Origin of the sequence: Amycolatopsis sp. NPDC051128 (assembly GCF_040682715.1) — a bacterium.
In the GTDB taxonomy this organism is placed as follows: Bacteria; Actinomycetota; Actinomycetes; order Mycobacteriales; family Pseudonocardiaceae; genus Amycolatopsis.
In genome coordinates, this window is sequence record NZ_JBFBBN010000011.1 from 1 (window position 1) to 20,084 (window position 20,084).

Annotated in this window: 2 protein-coding genes and 1 pseudogene; all 3 read right to left on the minus strand. The window is 74.6% G+C overall.

Annotation, left to right across the window (positions count from 1 at the left end):
- Positions 1–22: 22 nt before the first annotated feature.
- Positions 23–6,445: pseudogene (locus AB0M82_RS14320) on the minus strand (type I polyketide synthase); the annotation flags it as partial.
- Positions 6,446–6,491: 46 nt separating this feature from the next.
- Positions 6,492–14,690 (minus strand): type I polyketide synthase, encoded by an 8,199-nt coding sequence (locus tag AB0M82_RS14325; RefSeq protein WP_364721464.1) that lies wholly within the window; start codon positions 14,688–14,690, stop codon positions 6,492–6,494.
- 46 nt (positions 14,691–14,736) lie between these two features.
- Positions 14,737–20,070 carry a type I polyketide synthase gene (locus AB0M82_RS14330; RefSeq protein ID WP_364721466.1) on the minus strand — a complete coding sequence of 1,778 codons (5,334 nt, stop codon included), beginning with the start codon at positions 20,068–20,070 and terminating at the stop codon, positions 14,737–14,739.
- Between the last annotated feature and the right edge of the window lie 14 nt (positions 20,071–20,084).

Here is a 20,084-nt window from a genome sequence, read left to right on the forward strand (position 1 = left end):
GACGTCGTCGGCGGCGCCATCATCACGAACGAGGACGAGCTGCGCGAGCAGTTCTTCTACCTCCGCGGTCTGACGCACCGAACGCCACATTGGGGCGCTCGGGTTCTTCCAAGATCACGTGCGCGTTGGTGCCGCTGACCCCGAACGACGAGACCGCCGCGCGGCGCGGACGGCCGGTCTCCGGCCACGGCCGCGCCTCGGTGAGCAGCTCGACGGCACCCGCGGACCAGTCGACGTGCGGCGAAGGGGCATCGACGTGCAGGGTCGCCGGGAGCACGCCGTGCCGCATGGCCTGCACCATCTTGATCACGCCCGCGACCCCCGCCGCGGCCTGCGTGTGGCCGATGTTGGACTTCACCGAACCGAGCCACAGCGGCTCGGACCGTTCCTGGCCGTACGTCGCCAGCAGGGCCTGCGCCTCGATCGGGTCGCCCAGCGAAGTACCGGTGCCGTGCGCCTCGACGGCGTCCACTTCGGACGGCTGGAGCCGCGCACCGGCCAGCGCCGCGCGGATCACGCGCTGCTGGGCCGGGCCGTTGGGCGCGGTGAGGCCGTTGGACGCGCCGTCCTGGTTGACCGCCGTGCCGCGGACCACCGCCAGCACGCGGTGGCCGAGCCGTCGCGCGTCGGAAAGCCGTTCCACCAGCAGCATCCCGGCGCCTTCGGCCCACCCGGTGCCGTCGGCGGACGCGGCGAAGGACTTGCACCGCCCGTTGCCGGACAGCCCGCCCTGGCGGCTGAACTCGAGGAACGCGGTCGGCGTGAACATCACCGTCACGCCACCGACCAGCGCCATCGTGCACTCGCCGGAGCGCAGCGACTGCGCGGCCAGGTGCAGGGCGACCAGCGAAGACGAGCACGCCGTGTCGATCGTGACCGCGGGCCCTTCCAGGCCGAACGTGTAGGCCACGCGTCCCGAAGCGACGCTGCCCGCGCTGCCGTTGCCGAGGTAGCCCGCCAGGTCGTCCGGCACGGCGGTGAGCCGCGAGACGTAGTCGTGGTACATCAGGCCGGCGAACACCCCGGTCCGGCTGCCCTTGAGCGAGCCGGGATCGATGCCGGCTCGCTCGAACGACTCCCACGCCGTCTCCAGCAGCAGGCGGTGCTGCGGGTCGATGGCCATGGCCTCGCGCGGCGAGATGCCGAAGAACTCGGGGTCGAAGCGGTCGGCGTCGTAGAGGAACCCGCCTTCGGGCACGAAGTCGCCCGTGTCGGGGAGGTCCCAGCCGCGGTCGGCGGGGAATCCCGAAATACCGTCACGGCCTTCCGTGAGCAGCTCCCAGAACTCCTCGGGCGAGCTGACGCCGCCGGGGTAGCGGCAGCTCATGCCGATGATGGCCAGGGGCTCGTCGGCCGGGACCGAGGCGGAAACCGGGGCCACCGGCGACGCCGCGCCGCCCAGTTCGGTGACGAGGTGGTCGATGAGCGCGGCCGGGCTCGGGTAGTCGAAGATCAGCGTGGCGGGCAGCCGCAGGCCGGTCGCGCCACCGAGGCGGTTGCGCAGCTCCACCGCGGTCAGCGAATCGAAGCCGAGGTCCTTGAACGCGCCTTCGAGGTCGACCGCGGCCGTCGAGCCGTGGCCGAGCACCGCCGCGACGTGCGTGCTGACGACGTCGGCGAGCACCTCACGGCGTTCCGGCTCGGCCAGCCCGGCCAGCCGCTGCGCGAGACCGGTGTCGACCGCGTCGCCTACCCGCCGCATCGGGGTCCGGACCAGGCCGCGCAGCAGCCACGGCAGCATCCCGGCGGACGCCTGCTTGCCGAGCACGGCGAGATCGAGCCTGCTCAGCAGCTGCACCGGCGCCGCGGAAGCGAGCGCGGCGTCGAACAGCGCCAGTCCATCCACAGTGGACAGCGGGATCATGCCGCCGCGGCTCATCCGGCGCAGATCGGCGTCGGCGAGGTCCGCGGCCATGCCCTGGGCCCACGCACCCCAGGCCATCGCGGTGCCGGGCAGCCCGTCGGCCCGGCGGCGGGTCATCAGCGCGTCGAGGAAGGCGTTGGCCGCGGCGTAGTTGCCCTGGCCCGCGCCACCCATCACGCCCGCGGCGGAGGAGAACACGACGAACGCCGACAGCGGGCGGTCGGCCGTCAGCTCGTGCAACGCCCAGGCGGCGTCCACCTTGGGCCGGAAGACCGCCTCGAACCGTTCGGGGGTCAGGGATTCCACGACGCCGTCGTCGAGCACGCCCGCCGCGTGCACCACGGCGCACAAGTCCGGGATGCCATCGAGAACCGCGGCCAACGCGTCCCGGTCGGCGACGTCGCACGCCACCACCGAGGCATCGGCGCCCACCGAAGCAAGATCCGAGACCAGGTCCGCGGCGCCGGGGGTGTCCGGTCCGCGCCGGCCGGTCAGGACCAGACGCCGGACGCCCTGCCCGGCGAGGTGCCGCGCGGTCAGCGCGCCGATGCTCCCGAGGCCGCCGGTGATCAGCACCGTGCCGTCGAAGACCGGAGCGTCCACATCGGACACCGGCGGGCGGGCCAGGCGCAGCATCCGCAGTTCGCCGTCGCGGAGGACGAGCTGGGGTTCGCCGGTCGCGGCGGCCGCGGCGAGGACCTCGTCGGACAGCTCTTCGGTGTCGAGGTCGAGCAGCACGAACCGGCCGGGGTTCTCCGACTGCGCGGCGCGCACGAGCCCCCACGCGGCGGCCGCGGCGAGGTCGGGCACCTCGGCCACCGCGCCACGCGTCACGAGCACGAGCCGGGCTTCCTGGGCGCCCGCGAGCCAGTCCTGCAGCAACGCCAGGGTGGCGGCGGTCGTCTCGCGCACCTGCTCGGGCACCGCGGCAGTGCAGGAAGGAAGGTACGCGACCTCGACCGGTCCCGCGAAGTCCCCGGCCGGAGCCGGTGGCCAGTCCACGGTGAAGTGGGCGTCACGCAGGCTGCGTCCGGCGTCGAGGCCGTCGGCCGACACGGGCCTCGAGACCAGCGAGCCGATGGTGGCGACCGGTTTCCCGGCCGGGTCGGCCAGCGTCAGCGACACGGCGCCGGGGCCCGCCGGGACCAGGCGGACCCGGACGGAAGACGCGCCGGCGGCGAAGAGGGAAACGTCGGTCCAGGCGAACGGCAGCCGTCCTTCGGGAGCCGCGTCCGGGGTGGCCAGGCCCGCCGCGTGCAGGGTCGCGTCCAGCAGCGCCGGGTGCACGCCGAACCGTTCGGCGTCTCCCGCGTGGTCGTCGTCGAGCGCGACTTCGGCGAACACCTCCTCGCCGCGGCGCCAGGCCGCGCGCAGCCCGCGGAACGCCGGTCCGTAGTGGAATCCGGCCGTCTCGACGGCGTCGTAGATGCCGTCGACGGGTACCGGTTCGGCGCCCGGTGGCGGCCATTCGCTCAGGTCCGGCCCCGGCGACGCCGTCCCGGGGGCCAGGAATCCGGTGGCGTGCCGGACCCACGGCTCGTCGAAGGCGGCGCCGTCCGGCCGCGAGTGCAGGCCGACGCTCCGGCGGCCCGCGTCGTCCGGGGCCCCGACCGAAAGCTGCACCTGCACGCCGTCGTCGCCGAGGACGAGCGGCGCTTCGAGCGTCAGTTCCTCGACTCGTCCGCAGCCCGCCTGCTCCCCCGCGCGCAACGCCAGCTCCAGCATCGCGGTCCCGGGCAGCAGCACCGTCCCGAGCACGGCGTGGTCGGCCAGCCACGGGTGCGCCCGCCGGGAGAGCACCCCGGTGAACAGGAACCCGTCACCGCCGGCGAGGGACACTGCGGCGCCGAGCAGCGGGTGTTCGGTCGCCCCCAGGCCGACCGAAGCCGCGTCACCGCCGGTTTCCTTCGCCTCCAGCCAGTAGCGGCTGCGCTGGAACGCGTACGTCGGGAGCGGGACCTGCCGCGCGCCCGTGCCCTCGAACACCGCGGCCCAGTCCAGCTCCCGGCCCCGCGTGTGCAGGCGGGCGACGGCGGCGGCGAAAGTCAGCGGTTCCGGCCGCTCCGGCCGCAGCGTGGCGACCGCGACCGCCTCCCCGGGGACGAGCGCCGCCAGCCGGCCGCCGGGCCCGACCTCGACGAACGTCGTCACGCCGGAACCGAGCAGGGTGGCGACACCGTCGGCGAACCGGACCGTGGCGAGCACGTGCGTGACCCAGTAGTCCGGGTCGGCGAGCTCGATCGGCTTCCCGGTCACCGTGGACACGACCGGGATGGCCGGTGTCCCGAAGGAAAGCCCGGCGATCGCGGCCCGGAACTCCGCGGTCATCGGCGCCATCAGCGGCGAGTGGAAGGCGTGGCTGGTCGCGAGTTCGCGGGTCTTGCGGCCCTTCTCGGCCCAGGCCGCGGCGACGGTCGTGACGGCTTCGGCCGTACCGGAGAGCACGACCGCGCCGGGCCCGTTGACGGCGGCGATCGCGACGTCGTCGGGCAGCGTCGGGGCGATCTCGCCCGCACCGGCCTCGACCGCGACCATCACGCCGCCCGCCGGCAGGGCCTGCATCAGCCGTCCGCGCGCGGTGACCAGCGTGGCCGCGTCGGCCAGCGAAAGGATCCCGGACACGTGCGCGGCCGCGATCTCGCCGATCGAGTGCCCCAGCAGGAAGTCCGGTCGCACCCCCCACGCCTCGAGCAGGCGGAACAGCGCGACCTCGACCGCGAACAGCGCGGGCTGGGTGAATTCGGTGTCGTCCAGGCGGTCACCGTCGAACACCGCGACGCGCACCGCGGGGTCCAGCTCGGCCAGCGCCGCGTCGAGCGCGGCGGCGAACACCGGATAAGCCTGGTACAGCTCGGTCGCCATGCCCGCGTACTGGGCGCCCTGCCCGGAGAAGAGGAAGGCGGTCTTGCCCGGCGCCGCGGTGTCCGCGACGACCGTGGGCCGCCCGGCCGCGAGGTCGGCCAGTCCTTGCCGCAGTTCCGCCCGGTCGCGGCCGAGCACGACCGCCCGGTGCGGGTGCCGCGCCCGGGTCGTGGTCGTGTATGCGGCGTCCACAAGGGACGCATCGTCGTCAAGGTGGTCCAGAAGCGACAGTGCCTGGGCGGCCAGCGCGTCCTGGCTCCGGGCCGAGACCAGCAGCGGCAGCACCGGCGGGGTGACCCGCTCGGCCGGTTCCGCGGTCTCTTCGGGGAGTTCCAGCACGACGTGGGTGTTGGTGCCGCTGACCCCGAACGACGACACGCCGGCGCGACGCGGGTGCCCGGTCTCCGGCCACGGGCGGGCCTCGGTGAGCAGCTCGACGGCGCCCGCGGTCCAGTCGACCCGCGGGTTGGGCTCGTCGACGTGCAGGGTCTTCGGCAGGACGCCGTGCCGCATGGCCTGCACCATCTTGATCACGCCGCCGACGCCGGCGGCGGCCTGGCTGTGCCCGATGTTCGACTTCAGCGAGCCGAGGTAGAGCGGCTCCGTCCGGTCCTGCCCGTAGGTGGCCAGCACCGCCTGTGCCTCGATCGGGTCGCCGAGCACCGTGCCGGTGCCGTGCGCCTCCACGGCGTCCACTTCGGACGGTTCGAGACCGGCCGCGGCGAGCGCGTCGAGGATCACCCGCTGCTGGGCGGGGCCGTTCGGCGCGGTGAGCCCGTTGGACGCGCCGTCCTGGTTCACCGCGGTCCCCCGGACCACGGCCAGCACGGGGTGGCCGAGGCGCCGCGCGTCGGAAAGCCGTTCCACCAGCAGCATCCCGGCGCCCTCGCCCCAGCTGGTGCCGTCGGCGGACGCGGCGAAGGACTTGCAGCGGCCGTCCGGGGCGAGCCCGCGGGCCCGGCTGAACTCGATGAACGCGGTCGGGGTGGACATCACGGTCACGCCGCCGGCCAGCGCCATCGAGCACTCGCCGCGGCGCAGCGCGGTGGCGGCCAGGTGCAACGCCACCAGCGACGACGAGCACGCCGTGTCGATGGTGAGGGCCGGGCCTTCCAGCCCGAAGGTGTAGGCGACGCGGCCGGACGCGATGCTGCCCGCGCTGCCGTTGCCGATGAACCCTTCGAAGCCGTCGGGCACGGGCTGCAGCCGCGCGGCGTAGTCGTTGTACATGACGCCGGCGAACACGCTGGTCCGGCTGCCGCGCAGCGACGCCGGGGCGAGGCCCGCCGACTCGATGGCCTCCCACGACAGTTCCAGCAGCAGCCGCTGCTGCGGGTCCATGGCCAGCGCGTCCCTCGGCGAGATGCCGAAGAACGCCGGGTCGAAGTCGGCGGCCTCACGCAGGAAGCCGCTTTCGGTGACGTAGTACGTGCCGAGGTGGTCGGGATCCGGGTCGTAGAGCTTCCCGAGGTCCCAGCCGCGGTCCTCGGGGAACGCGCCGATGCCCTCCCGGGCTTGGTCCACCAGGTCCCACAGCCCGTCGGGGTCGCCGACGCCACCCGGGTACCGGCAGCTCATCCCGATGATGGCGATCGGCTCCCTGGCCTGGGCTTCGAGCTCGGCCAGCTGCGAGCGCGTCGCGCCGAGCCGCTGCCGCGCCTGCCGCAGGTCGGCCGTGGCCCGCTTCAGGTAGTCGCGGAGGGTGTCTTCGTTCGCCATTCCGGGCGTCTCCTCGGGTGGATCGGTGGGGTTCGGCGGGCGGCGGCTAGTGGACTTCGAAGTCCTGGTCGATCAGGGCGAACAGCTCCTCGTCCGTGGCGGAGTCGAGATGTTCGCCGGCGCCGCCCTGGTCACCGGTCTGCGGGTAGAGGGTCGCAAGCAGCACTTCCAAACGGGTTCTAAGCGCCATCCGCGTCGCTTCCGCCGGTTCGCCGGCCGCCAGACCGGCTTCGAGCTGCGCCAACGCCGTGAGCGCCGGATCGGCCGCTTCGGTCGTCGAGCGGCCCAGCTCGGTCAGGAGGAAGCCGGTGAGAACCAGGGGGTCCGGGTAGTCGAAGATCAACGTCGCCGGCAGCCGGAGCCCGGTCGCGGCGGCCAGGTTGTTGCGCAGCTCGACCGCGCTGAGCGAGTCGAATCCGAAGTCGCCGAACCCGCGGTCCGGGTCGATCGCGTCGGCGGACGCGTGCCCGAGCACGGCCGCGACCTGTGCCCGCACCAGGTCGAGCAGGACCGCTTCCTGCTCTTCGGCGGGTACCTCGGCCAGCCGCGCGGCCAGCTCGCCTTCCTCGGGCGCGGCCGACGGCCGCCGGGTGGCGCGGATCAGGCCGCGGAACAGCGGGGGCACCGGGCCGCCGCCGATCCGCGTCCGCATCGCCGCGACGTCCAGTTCCATCGGGAGCAGGACCGGCTCGGGCCGGCTCAGCGCGGTGTCGAACAGCGCGAGGGCGTCCTTCGTGGCCAGCGCGCCGAAGCCGCCGCGGTTCATCCGGCGCTTGTCGACGTCGGTGAGTTCGCCGAGCAGGCCGCTCGACTGCTCCCACAGGCCCCACGCCAGCGACGTCGCGGGCAGGCCGCGGGCGTGCCGGTGGCGGGCCAGCGCGTCCAGGACCGCGTTGGCGGCGGCGTAGTTGGCCTGCCCGGCGTTGCCGAGGGTGCTCGCCGCGGACGAGAACAGCACGAACGCGGCCAGGTCCAGGTGCTCGGTCAGCTCGTGCAGGTGCCACGCCGCGGCCGCCTTGGGCCGCAGCACGGTGGCGAACCGCTCCGGCGTGAGCGAAGCGAGGACGCCGTCGTCGAGAACGCCGGCGGTGTGCACGACCGCGGTGAGCGGGTGCTCGGCGGGGATCCCGGCCAGGAGTGCCGTCAAGGCTTCACGATCGGCCACGTCGCACGCGACGACTTCGGCGTGCGCCCCCAGGGTGTCCAATTCGGACACGAGCTCGGCGATACCCGGCGTGTCCGGGCCGCGACGGCCCGCGAGCACCAGGTGGCGGACACCGCCCGCGGCGAGGTGGCGGGCGAGCAGGCCACCGAGCGTGCCGGTGCCGCCGGTGATGAGCACGGTGCCGCCGGGTTTCCACGCCGGAGCCGTCTCCTCGCCCGCCGGGACCCGGGCCAGGCGAGGTGCGAACGTCTCTCCGCCGCGCAGCAGCACCTGCGGTTCACCGCCGGCGAGGGCCGCGAGGATCGCGCGGCCGTCGAGGTCGCCGTCGAGGTCCAGCAGCGTGAAGCGGTCCGGGTTCTCGGCCTGGGCGGTGCGCACGAGACCCCACGCGGCCGCGAGGGCGACGTCCCGTTCGGCGCCCCGGGTCACGAACACCAGCCGGCCGGCGGACCGGTTCTGGACCGTCTCGAGCACTTCGGTGGTGACGCGGTGGACGTCGTCGCCGGTGATCGGCAGGAACGTGAAGTCCGCCGGTTCGTCCGTGGTCTTGACAACGGCTCCGGCACCGCGCAGCGCCGCGGCGAGGGTGGGATCGGCGAGGACCGCGCAGGTGGCCGCCGGCACGGCGCCGGTGGCGGCGGGCGCCCAGTCGATCCGGAAGAGCGACCGGTGGTATTCGGCCCGTGCCTCGATGCCCGCCGCGGAAATCGCGCGCAGCAGCAGGGATTCCGCCGACGCGACCGGACGGCCCGCGCCGTCGGCGACGGTCAGGCTGATCGTGTCCGGCCCGACCGGCGCCAGCCGGACCCGCAGGCTCGCCGCGCCGGACGTCCGCAGCGCCACCCCGTTCCACGAGAACGGCAGATGGCCCTGGCCCTTCGCGGTGACGAAGTCGCCGAGCCCGACCGCGTGCAGCGCGGCGTCGAGCAACGCCGGGTGCAGCCCGAACCGGCCGGCGGAATCGCGCTGCTCGTCCGGCAGCGCGACTTCGGCGTAGACGGCGCCATCGAGCGACCAGGCCGCGCGCAGCCCCTGGAACGCGGGGCCGTAGCCGAACCCGTTGTCCTGCAGGCCGTCGTACAGCCCGGTGACGTCGATCTCCGTGGCACCGTCCGGCGGCCAGACCGCGAGGCCGTCGGCCCGGGCCGGCGCCTCGGGCGCGAGGGTGCCGGTGGCGTGCAGGCTCCACGCCTGGTCGTCGTCGCCGGTGGCGGAGTGCAAGGTGATCGGGCGCTTGCCCGCGTCGTCCGCCGCGCCGACGGCGACCTGGATCCGGACCGCGCCCTTCGGCGGGAGGACCAGCGGCGCGGCGAGGGTCAGTTCCTCGATCGCCGCGCAGCCCACCTCGTCGGCGGCACGCAACGCCAGTTCGACGAACGCCGTGCCGGGCAGCAGCACGGTGTCCTGCACGGCGTGGTCGGCCAGCCACGCGTGCGTCTTGACCGAGAGCGAGCCGGTCAGGAGGCAGCCGCCGGTGCCGGGCAGCTCGACGGCCGCGCCGAGCAGCGGGTGTTCCGCGGCGGACAGCCCGGCGGCGGTGACGTCGCCCGCCGCCCACGACGGCTCCACCCAGAACCGGTCACGCCGGAACGCCTGGGTCGGGAGGTCGGCTTTGCGGCCGCCGGGAAGCACCGCGGTCCAGTCCGGGGTGACCCCGCGGACGTGCAGCCGCGCGACCGCGGCCAGCGCGGTCCGGACCTCGTCGTGCCCGCCGCGCAGCACCGGGACGGCGTCGTCGACCACGGCGCTCAGCACCGCGTCCGGACCGATCTCGACGAACGTCCGCGCGTTCGTCGTGGCGACCGCGTCGGCGAACCGGACGCACTCGCGGACCTGACGCACCCAGTAGGCCGCGGAGCCGTCGCCGCCAGCCTCCACAGTAGACACCCACGGGATGGTGGGTTCGGCGGCGGTGAGCCCGTCGATCGCGGCGGCGAACTCGGCGAGCATCGGCTCCATCAACGCCGAGTGGAACGCGTGACTGGTGTTGAGCCGCTTGGTCTTCGCGAACTCCGCCGCGTACTCGACGACCGCGGCCTCCTCGCCGGACAGCACGACCGAGTCCGGGCCGTTCACCGCCGCCAGCGACACCCCGGCGGGCAGCCGGATGTCCTTTTCGGACGCCTGGACGGCGATCATCACGCCACCTTCGGGCAGGGCCCGCATCAACCGGCCCCGCGCGGCGACCAGCGCACACGCGGCTTCGAGGCTCAGCACCCCGGAGACGTGGGCGGCGGCGATCTCGCCGACCGAGTGCCCCACGACGTGGTCCGGCCGGATGCCCCACGACTCCAGGAGCCGGAACAACGCGACTTCCACCGCGAAGATGCCCTGCTGGGCGAGTTCCGTGTCCGGCGCGCCCGAGAGTTCCGTCACCCGCGGGTCCAGGTGCGCGCAAGCGGCGTCGAACGCCGCCGCGTAGACCGGGAACGTCGCGTACAGCTCGCGGCCCATCCCTTCCCGCTGCGAGCCCTGCCCGGTGAACAGGAACGCGACGCCCCCGCTCACGGGCGTGCCCTGCACGACGGACCGGTGGGCCCGGCCCTCGGCGAGGGCCCCGAGACCCTCCAGGAGTTCCTCACGATCGGCGGCCACCACGGCCGCCCGGTGCTCCAGCGCGGCGCGGCCGGTCGCCAAGGTCCACGCGGCGTCCGGGAGCGGGAGGTCGGCGGTTCGCAGCTTCGCCGCCTGGGCCCGCAGGCCTTCGGCGTCCCGCCCGGACAGCACGAACGGCAGCACCGGCAGGGTTTCCGGCTCGCGCGGCTCGACGGCCGGGGGTTCTTCGAGGACGACGTGCGCGTTGGTCCCGCTCACGCCGAACGACGACACCCCCGCCCGTCGCGGCCGCTCCCCCATCGGCCACTCCCGGGCCTCGGTGAGCAGCTCGACGGATCCCGCCGCCCAGTCGACGTGCGGCGTCGGCTCGTCGACGTGCAGCGTCTTGGGCAGCACGCCGTGGCGCATCGCCTGCACCATCTTGATCACGCCGGCGACGCCGGCCGCGGCCTGCGTGTGGCCGATGTTCGACTTCAGCGAGCCGAGCAGCAACGGCGTTTCCCGGTCCTGGCCATAGGTGGCCAGCACCGCCTGCGCCTCGATCGGGTCGCCGAGGGTGGTGCCGGTGCCGTGCGCCTCGACGACGTCCACATCGGACGACCGCAGGTCCGCGACAGCCAGCGCCTGCCGGATCACCCGCTGCTGCGCGGGCCCGTTCGGCGCGGTCAGGCCGTTCGACGCGCCGTCGGAGTTCACCGCCGAACCCCGGACCACGGCGAGGACTTCGTGACCGTTGCGCAGAGCGTCGGAGAGCCGTTCCACGAGCAGCACGCCGGCGCCCTCCGACCAGCCGACACCGTCGGCGGCCCCGGCGAACGACTTGCAGCGGCCGTCCGGCGCGAGCCCGCGCTGGCGGCTGAACTCGATGAACCCGGCCGGGGTCGACATCACCGTCACGCCGCCGGCCAGTGCCATCGAGCACTCGCCGGAGCGCAGTGCCTGCGCGGCGAGGTGCAGGGCCACCAGCGAGGACGAGCACGCCGTGTCGACGGTCAGCGCCGGGCCCTCGAAGCCGAAGGTGTAGGCGATCCGGCCGGAGACGACGCTGGACGCGGTCCCGGTGCCGACGTACCCCTCGGCCTCGGCGGGGATGGTGGCCAGCAAAGAGCTGTAGTCCTGCGCCGAGGTGCCGGCGAACACGCCGACCTTCGCCCCGCGCAACGCCGAAGCGTCGACGCCGGCGTGCTCGAACGCCTCCCACGACGCTTCCAGCAGCAGCCGTTGCTGCGGATCCATCGCGAGGGCCTCGCGCGGCGAGATGCCGAAGAAGCCAGCGTCGAACTCGGCGGCGCCGGTGACGAACCCGCCTTCGATCGAGTAGGTGGTGCCGGGCCGCGACAGGTCCGGGTCGAACAGCGCGTCGACGTCCCAGCCACGATCCTCGGGGAACGGCGAGATGGCGTCGGCGCCGGAGGCGACCAGCCGCCAGAGGTCGTCGGGCGAGGTGACCCCGCCCGGGTAGCGGCAGCTCATGCCGATGATGGCGATCGGCTCGTCGTGCGCCACCACGGTTTCCTCGGCGGTTTCGAGGTCCACGCCGTCGAGGTAGGCGGCCAGCGCCGACGGCGTCGGGTGGTCGAAAACGAGCGTGGCCGGCAGCTCACGGCCGAGCGCGGTGGCCAGGAGCGTGCGCAGCTCGACGGCGGTGAGCGAGTCGAAGCCCAGTTCCTTGAACGGCCGGTCCGCGCGGACCTCGTCGGCGGTCCCGTGGCCGAGCACCACCGCGGCCTGGCCGCGGACCAGGTCGGTCAGCACCCGGATCCGCTCGTTCGCCGGGGCCCCGGACAGCCGGGCGGCCAGCGCGCCCTTCGGCGGTTCCGGCTTGGCGGCGAGTTCGACGAACCCGCCGGAACCGGTGGCTTCCAGCCAGTATCGCGTGCGCTGGAACGCGTAAGTCGGGAGGTCGACCCGGCGGGCGCCGCTCCCGGCGAAGTAGGCGGCCCATTCGGGCGTCACGCCCCGCGTGTGGAGCCGGGCCAGCGCGGCGACGGCCGAGCGCGCTTCCGGTCGTCCGGCGCGCAGGACCGCGACGGCGGCGGCGTCCCCGGGCAGGCAGTCCTGGGCCAGTGCGCTGAGCACGCCCTCCGGGCCCAGCTCGAGGAACGTCCGGACGCCCTCGGCGTGCAAAGCCGTGACGCCGTCGGCGAACCGGACCGTCTCGCGGACGTGCCGCACCCAGTAGTCCGGGTCGGTGACCAGCCCGGGCGTGGCGAGCGCGCCGGTCACGTCCGACACGAGCGGGATCCGCGGCTCGGCGAAGTTCAGGCCCTCGATGGCCGCGCGGAACCCGGCCAGCATCGGGTCCATCAGCGCGGAGTGGAAGGCGTGGCTGGTGGTGAGGGCCTTGGCCTTCCCGAACCCGGCCGCGACCGCGGCGACCGCGGCGACCGCGTCGGCCTCGCCGGAGAGCACCACCGACTCCGGGCCGTTGACGGCGGCGATCGAGACGCCGTCCCGCAGCGCCGCGCGGACGTCCTCCTCACTCGCGCGCACGGCGACCATGAGGCCACCGGCGGGCAGCGCCTGCATCAGCCGTCCGCGGGCCGTCACGAGGGTTCGCGCGTCTTCCAGCGAGAACACCCCCGCGACGTGCGCGGCGGCGATCTCGCCGATCGAGTGCCCGAGCAGGTAGGCCGGGCGGACGCCCCACGACTCGACGAGCCGGTACAACGCGACCTCGACGGCGAACAGCGCGGCCTGGGCGTACTCGGTGCGGTCGAGGTCCGCGCCGCCGTCGAGCACCAGCTCTCGCACGCGGGGGTCGAAGCCGGCGCAGATCTCGTCGAACGCCCGCGCGTACACCGGAAACGTCTCGTGCAGCTCGCGGCCCATCCCGGCCCGCTGCGAACCCTGTCCGGAGAACAGGAACGCGAGTTCGCCCGCGGCGACGGTGTCCCGCACGACCGACGGCGCGGGCTCCCCGGCCGCGATCGCCCGCAGGCCCGCGTCGAGGTCCCCGAGCACGACCGCGCGTTCGCCGAAGTGCGCCCGGCTGGTCGCCAGTGCCACGGCCAGATCGACCGGATCCGCGTCGACCTCCAGCAGACGCTCGGCCTGGGCGCGCAGAGCGGCCTCCGTCTTCCCCGACAGCACCCACGGCAGCACCGCGGGCGGCTCGCCCGGCTCGGTGATCTCCTCGGCCGGCGCCTGTTCCAGGATGACGTGCGTGTTCGTCCCGCTCACCCCGAACGACGACACCCCCGCGCGGCGCGGGCGGCCGGTGTCCGGCCAGTCCGTCGCCTCGGTGAGCAGCTCGACCGCGCCCGCCGCCCAGTCCACGTGCGGCGTCGGCTCGTCGACGTGCAGTGTCTTCGGCAGCACGCCGTGGCGCATCGCCTCGACCATCTTGATCACGCCGCCGACGCCGGCCGCGGCCTGCGTGTGCCCGACGTTCGACTTGAGCGACCCCAGCAGCAGCGGCCGCTCGGCCGGGCGCTCGGCGCCGTAGGTGGCCAGCACCGCCTGGGCCTCGATCGGGTCGCCGAGCACCGTGCCGGTGCCGTGCGCTTCGACGGCGTCGACGAGGTCCGACGTCAGCGCGGCGTCGGCCAGCGCGGCGCGGATGACGCGTTGCTGCGCGGGTCCGTTCGGCGCGGACAGCCCGCTGCTGGCGCCGTCCTGGTTGACGGCGGTGCCGCGGACCACCGCGAGGACCGGGTGCCCGAGCCGCTGTGCGTCGGAAAGCCGTTCCACCAGCAGCATTCCGGCGCCTTCGGCCCACGCGGTGCCGTCCGCCGCGCCGGCGAACGACTTGCAGCGGGCGTCCGGCGCGAGGCCGCGCTGGCGGCTGAACTCGATGAACCCGGTCGGCGTCACGATCATCGTGACCCCGCCGGCCAGCGCCATCGTGGTCTCGCCGCGGCGCAGCGACTGGACGGCGAGGTGCAGCGCGACCAGCGAAGACGAGCACGCGGTGTCGACGGTGATCGCCGGACCCTCGAGGCCGAAGGTGTAGGCGACCCGGCCGGAAGCGACGCTGCCCGCGTTGCCGCTGCCGAGGTAACCCTCGACGATCTCCGGCACGGACGTCAGCCGCGCGGCGTAGTCCTGGTACATCACGCCGGCGAAGACGCCGATCTTGTGCCCGCGCACGGTGGCCGGGTCGATCCCGGCACGCTCGAAGGCCTCCCACGACGTCTCCAGCAGCAGCCGGTGCTGCGGGTCCATGGCCAGGGCCTCGCGCGGGCTGATGTCGAAGAAGCCGGGGTCGAAGTCGGCGGCACCGGACATGAAGCCGCCCTCGCGCACGTACGACTTGCCGGGCGTCTCCGGGTCGGGATCGTAAACGTCGTCGACGGTCCAGCCGCGATCCCCGGGGAACTCCGAGATGGCGTCGGAGCCCTCGGCGACCAGCCGCCACAGGTCCTCCGGCGAGGTGACCCCGCCGGGGTAGCGGCAGCTCATCCCGACGATCGCGATCGGCTCGCGATCGCGTTCCTCCAGCTCGTGCACCCGGCCGCGGGCCTCGCGCAGGTCCTTGGCGGCCTGCTTGAGGTAGTCGCGCAGCTTCTGTTCGTGGGACATCCGATGGCTCCTGTGTGTGGGGTTTCCGGCGCGCGCTCGCCCGAGGTCAGGGGGTGCGCAGCTCGTCGAGGACGCCGAACAGCTCGTCGTCCGTGGCAGCGTCGATGTCGTCGGCTGGGCCCGGCTCGTCGCTCCACCGGGAGAGAAGTTCCTTCAGGCGCAGGGTGATCGCCGTGCGAGCCTCGCCGGCGAACGGCGCCAGCACCGCTTCGAGACGGCCGAGTTCGGCCAGCGCGGGGGCGAGCGCCGGGGCGCCGTCCGAGCCGAACCGGTCGGCGAGGAACGCCGCCAGCGCGGTCGCCGTCGGGTGGTCGAACACCAGCGTCGCGGGCAGCCGCAGGCCGGTCGCCGCCTGCAGGCGGTTGCGCAGCTCGACCGCGGTGAGCGAGTCGAACCCGAGGTCCAGGAACCCGCGTCCCGGCTCCACCGCGCCCGGGCCCGCATGCCCGAGCACCGCCGCCGCCTGGGCGCGCACGAGGGTGAGCAGCACCCGGTCCCGCTCCTCCGGAGCCAGCCCGGCCAGCTGGCTGCGCAGGGAAGTGTCGCCGGCCGCGGTCCGCCGCGGCGGCGTGCGGACCAGGCCGCGCAGCAGCGGTGGCACCCCCTGGTCACCGCGCACGCGGAGGTCGAGCCGCACCGGCACCAGCACCGGTTCGCCGGTCGCGAGGGCCAGGTCGAACGCCGCCAGGCCGTCCTCGGCGGTGAACGCCCGGGATCCCGTGCGGCGCAGGCGGTCCTGGCCGGTCCGGCCGAGCGTGCCGGTCAGTTCGCTGGTGTCCGCCCAAAGCCCCCAGGCCAGCGACTGCGCGGGCAGGCCGTGCGCCCGCCGGTGCCGGGCCAGGGCGTCGAGGTAGGCGTTGGCGGCGGCGTAGTTGCCCTGCCCCGGCGTGCCGAACGTGCCCGCGGCCGAGGAGAACAGCACGAACGCCGCCAGCTCGCGGTCCCGCGTCAGCTCGTGCAGGTGCCACGCGGCGTCCGCTTTGGCCCGCAGGACGGTGTCGATCCGTTCCGGCGTCAGGGCTTCGACGACGCCGTCGTCCAGCGCGCCGGCCGTGTGCACCACGGCGGCGAGGTCCGGAACGCCGTCGAGGACCTCGGCGAGCCGGGCTCGGTCGGCGACGTCGCACGCGACCACGGTGACCTCCGCACCCAGCGCGGTCAGGCCGGAGACGACGTCCGCGGCGCCGGGAGCGGCGTATCCGCGGCGGCTCACCAGCACCAGCCGCTTCGTCCCGTTCCGCGCGAGGTGCCCGGCGACCAGGCGGCCGAGCGTCCCGGTCCCGCCGGTGATCAGCACGCTGCCCCCGAAGGCCGGGGGCTCGGCCGGTTCGGCGGGCACCGGCGTCAGCCGCGGCACGAAGGTCTGTCCACTTCGGATGGAGAGTTGGTCTTCGTCGGGCGGAAACCCGGTGGGCAACGGGTCGTCCGGGTGTTCCAGATCGAGGAGGACGAACCGGTCCGGGTGCTCGGCCTGCGCCGAGCGCACCAGGCCCCAGGCCGCCGCCGCGGCGAGGTCGGGATCGTCGGCGGTCGCGCCCGACGTCACGAACACGAGCCGCCGCTCCTCGCCGAGCCCGGACTTCAGCCGGTTCAGGACCGCGCCCAGCACTTCGCGGACGTCGCCGCGGGGAACCCGGAAGAACTCGGCGTCCGGCTGCTCGGCGGGTGCGGGCAGCGGCACCCAGCCGACGCGGAACAGCGGGCCGGACCGCCGTGCCGCCCGCACCTGGCCGGGCACGACGGGCCGCGAGGTGAGCGCGTCGATCACCGCGACCGGCGCGCCGGATTCGTCGGCGACCTCGACGGTCAGCGTCTCCGGGCCGGACGGCGCGAGCCGCACGCGCAGCGCGGTCGCCCCGGCCGCGTACAGCCGGACCCCGGCCCACGAGAACGGCAGCCGCCCGGTGCCTTCGGCGTTGAGCGAGCCCAGCGCGACGGCGTGCAGGGCCGCGTCGAGCAGGGCCGGGTGCACGCCGAACCGCGCGGCCTCGGCGTGGTGCTCACGCGGCAGGGCCACTTCGGCGAACACCTCGTCACCGCGTCGCCAGACGCTCTTGAGGCCCTGGAACACCGGCCCGTACACGAATCCGCGGTCGGCCGCCTGCCCGTAGACGTCGTCGAGCGCGACGGGCTCGGCGTCGGACGGCGGCCACAGCGCGAGCCCGGCCGCCGGAGCGGCGTCGCCCGGCGCGGCGAACCCGGCCGCGTGCCGCGTCCAGTCGCCGAGCAGGTCGTCCTCCGGGCGCGAGTGCAGCGCGACGGCCCGGCGGCCGTCGGCACCGGCCGCGCCGACACTGAGCCGGATCCGCACGGCGCCGTCGGAGGCCAGCACGAGCGGCGCCTCCAGGGCCAGCTCTTCCACTTCGGCGCAGCCGGCTTCGGCCGCGGCGTGCAGCGCGAGTTCGACGAACGCGGTGCCGGCGAGCAGGACCGTGCCGTGCACGGCGTGCTCGGCCAGCCACGGGTGCGACCGCAGCGAAAGCCGTCCGGTGAACAGGAAGCCGCCGTCGTCGGGCAGCTCGACCGCCGCCCCGAGCAGCGGGTGCCCGGCCTCGCTGAGGCCCGCGGAGCCGAGGTCCGCGGCGGCGGCCGTGGCGGGGAGCCAGAAGTGGTCGCCTTCGAACGGGTAGGTCGGCAGCGGGACGACGTTCGCGCCGTCGAACGCCTTCGCCCAGCCGGCCGGAACGCCGCGCACGAAGGCCTCGGCGACCGACCGCAGGAAGCGCGCCTTCCCACCGTCGTCGCGGCGCAGCGAACCGACCGCGACGACCTCGCGGCCCGCGTCCTCCGCCGTCTCCTGCACGGCCGTGGCCAGCACCGGGTGCGGGCTGCACTCGACGAACACGCCGTGGCCGTCGGCGAGCAGCGCGCGCGTCGCCCGCTCGAACTCGACGGTCTGACGGAGGTTGCAGTACCAGTAACCGGCGTCGAGCTGGGTGGTGTCGGCCGGACGACCGGTGACGGTCGAGTAGAACGGCAGCTCCCCCGCCCGCGGCCGCACCGGGGCGAGCACCTCGAGCAGCCGTTCCTCGATGGCTTCGACCTGCTCGGAGTGCGACGCGTAGTCGACCGGGACGCGGCGGACGCGGACGCCGTCGGCCTCGCAGCCGGCGATGAGGTCGTCGAGGGCTTCCGGCGTCCCGGAGACGACGACGGAGCCGGCCCCGTTGGCGGCGGCGATCGACAGGCCGGTGCCGTCGATCCGCTCGGTCACCGCGGCGACCGGCTGGGCCACCGACACCATGCCGCCCGCGCCGGCCAGGCTCGCCAGCTCCCGGCTGCGCATGGCGACGACCCGGGCGGCGTCCTCGAGGGACAGGGCCCCGGCGACGCACGCCGCCGCGATCTCGCCCTGGCTGTGCCCGAGGACCGCCGCGGGCTCGACGCCGTGGGCACGCCACACCGCGGCCAGCGACACCATCACCGCCCACAGCACGGGTTGCACGACGTCGACGCGCCGCAGAGCGGCTTCGTCGGACAGCACGTCGAGCAGCTTCCAGTCCACAAAGGACGTCAGTGCGTCGGCGCACTCGCGCATCCGCGCGGCGAAGACGGGCTCGGTTTCGAGGAGCTCCTGCCCCATCCCGGCCCACTGTGCACCCTGGCCGGGGAAGACGAAGACGACCCCGCCGGTGGCCGACGGCGTGCCTTCGACGACCGCCGGGTCCGGTTCGCCCGCGGCCAGCGCGGCCAGCCCCCGCCGCAGTTCGTCGCCGCGGCCGAGGACGACCGCACGGTGGTCGAGCACGGTCCGGGTGGTGGCGAGCGAAAACCCGATGTCGGCCGGGTCGGCGTCGACCTCGCGCAGCTGCGCGGCCCGGGCCCGCAGCGCACCCGGGGTCTTGGCGGACAGCACCCACGGCACCACGGCCCCCAAACGCCCCAATGTGGCGTTGGGTGCGTCCAACGCACCCAATGTGGCGTTCGGTGCGTCCAACGCACCCAATGTGGCGTTCGGTGCGTCAGATGCACCCAACGCCACATTGGGGCGCTCTGGCGCTTCCTCGAGGATGACGTGCGCGTTCGTGCCGCTCACGCCGAACGACGACACCGCCGCCCGACGCGGCCGTTCCGCCGAACCGGGCCACGGGCGGGCCTCGGTCAGCAGCTCGACTTCGCCCGCCGCCCAGTCGATGTGCGGCGAGGGCTCGTCGACGTGCAGGGTCTTCGGCAGCTCGCCGTGCCGCAGCGCCTCGACCATCTTGAGCACGCCCGCCACCCCGGAAGCCGCCTGCGCGTGCCCGATGTTCGACTTGACGCTGCCCAGCCACAGCGGCGCCCCCGCCCGGGCCTGGCCGTAGGTGGCCAGGAGGGCCTGCGCCTCGATCGGGTCACCCAGTTCGGTGCCGGTGCCGTGCGCCTCGACGACGTCGACCTCGGCCGGGGTGAGCCGCGCGTCGGCCAGTGCCTTGCGGATCACGCGCCGCTGGGCGGGACCGCTAGGCGCGGACAGCCCGTTGGACGCGCCGTCCTGGTTGATCGCCGAGCCGCGGATCACCGCGAGCACGGTCCGGCCCTTCGCGACCGCGTCCGAAAGGCGTTCCAGCAGCACCATGCCGGCGCCCTCGGCCAAACCCATGCCGTCGGCCGCGGCGGCGAAGGCCTTGCAGCGCCCGTCCGGGGCGACCCCCCGCTGGCGGCTGAACTCGATCAGCACGGCCGGGGTCGACATCACCGTCACGCCACCGGCGAGCGCCATCGTGCACTCGCCGCGCCGCAGGGCCTGCACGGCGAGGTGCAGCGCCACCAGCGACGACGAACACGCCGTGTCGACCGTGACGGCCGGGCCCTCCAGGCCGAGGGTGTAGGCGATCCGTCCGGAAAGGACACTGCCGGCCTTGCCCGTCACCAGGTGGCCCTCGACGCCTTCGGGCGCGGACTGCATCGCGCCGCCGTAGTCGGAGAACCCACCGCCGACGAACACGCCCGCCGGTTCGCCGCGCATCGACACCGGGTCGATGCCCGCGCTTTCGAAGGCCTCCCAGCCGATCTCCAGCAGCAGCCGCTGCTGGGGGTCCATGGCCAGCGCCTCGCGCGGGCTGATCGAGAAGAAGGCCGCGTCGAACTTCGCCGCGTCGCGGTAGAACCCGCCGCCGCGGGCGTAGGTCGTGCCCTGGCTGTCCGGGTCGGGGTCGTAGAGCGCCTCGACGTCCCAGCCGCGCTCGGCGGGAAACTCGCCGACGGCGTCCCCGCCCTCGCGGACCAGCCGCCAGAGGTCGGCGGCCGAGCGGACGCCGCCCGGGTAGCGGCAGCCGGTGCCGACGACCGCGATCGGCTCGTGGGCCCGGTCCTCGACGTCGGCGAGCCGCTTGCGGGTGTCGCGCAGGTCGGTGGTGGCCCAGCGGAGGTACTCCCGCAGTTTGCCTTCGGGGGTGTCCATGGAGGTGCTCCTAG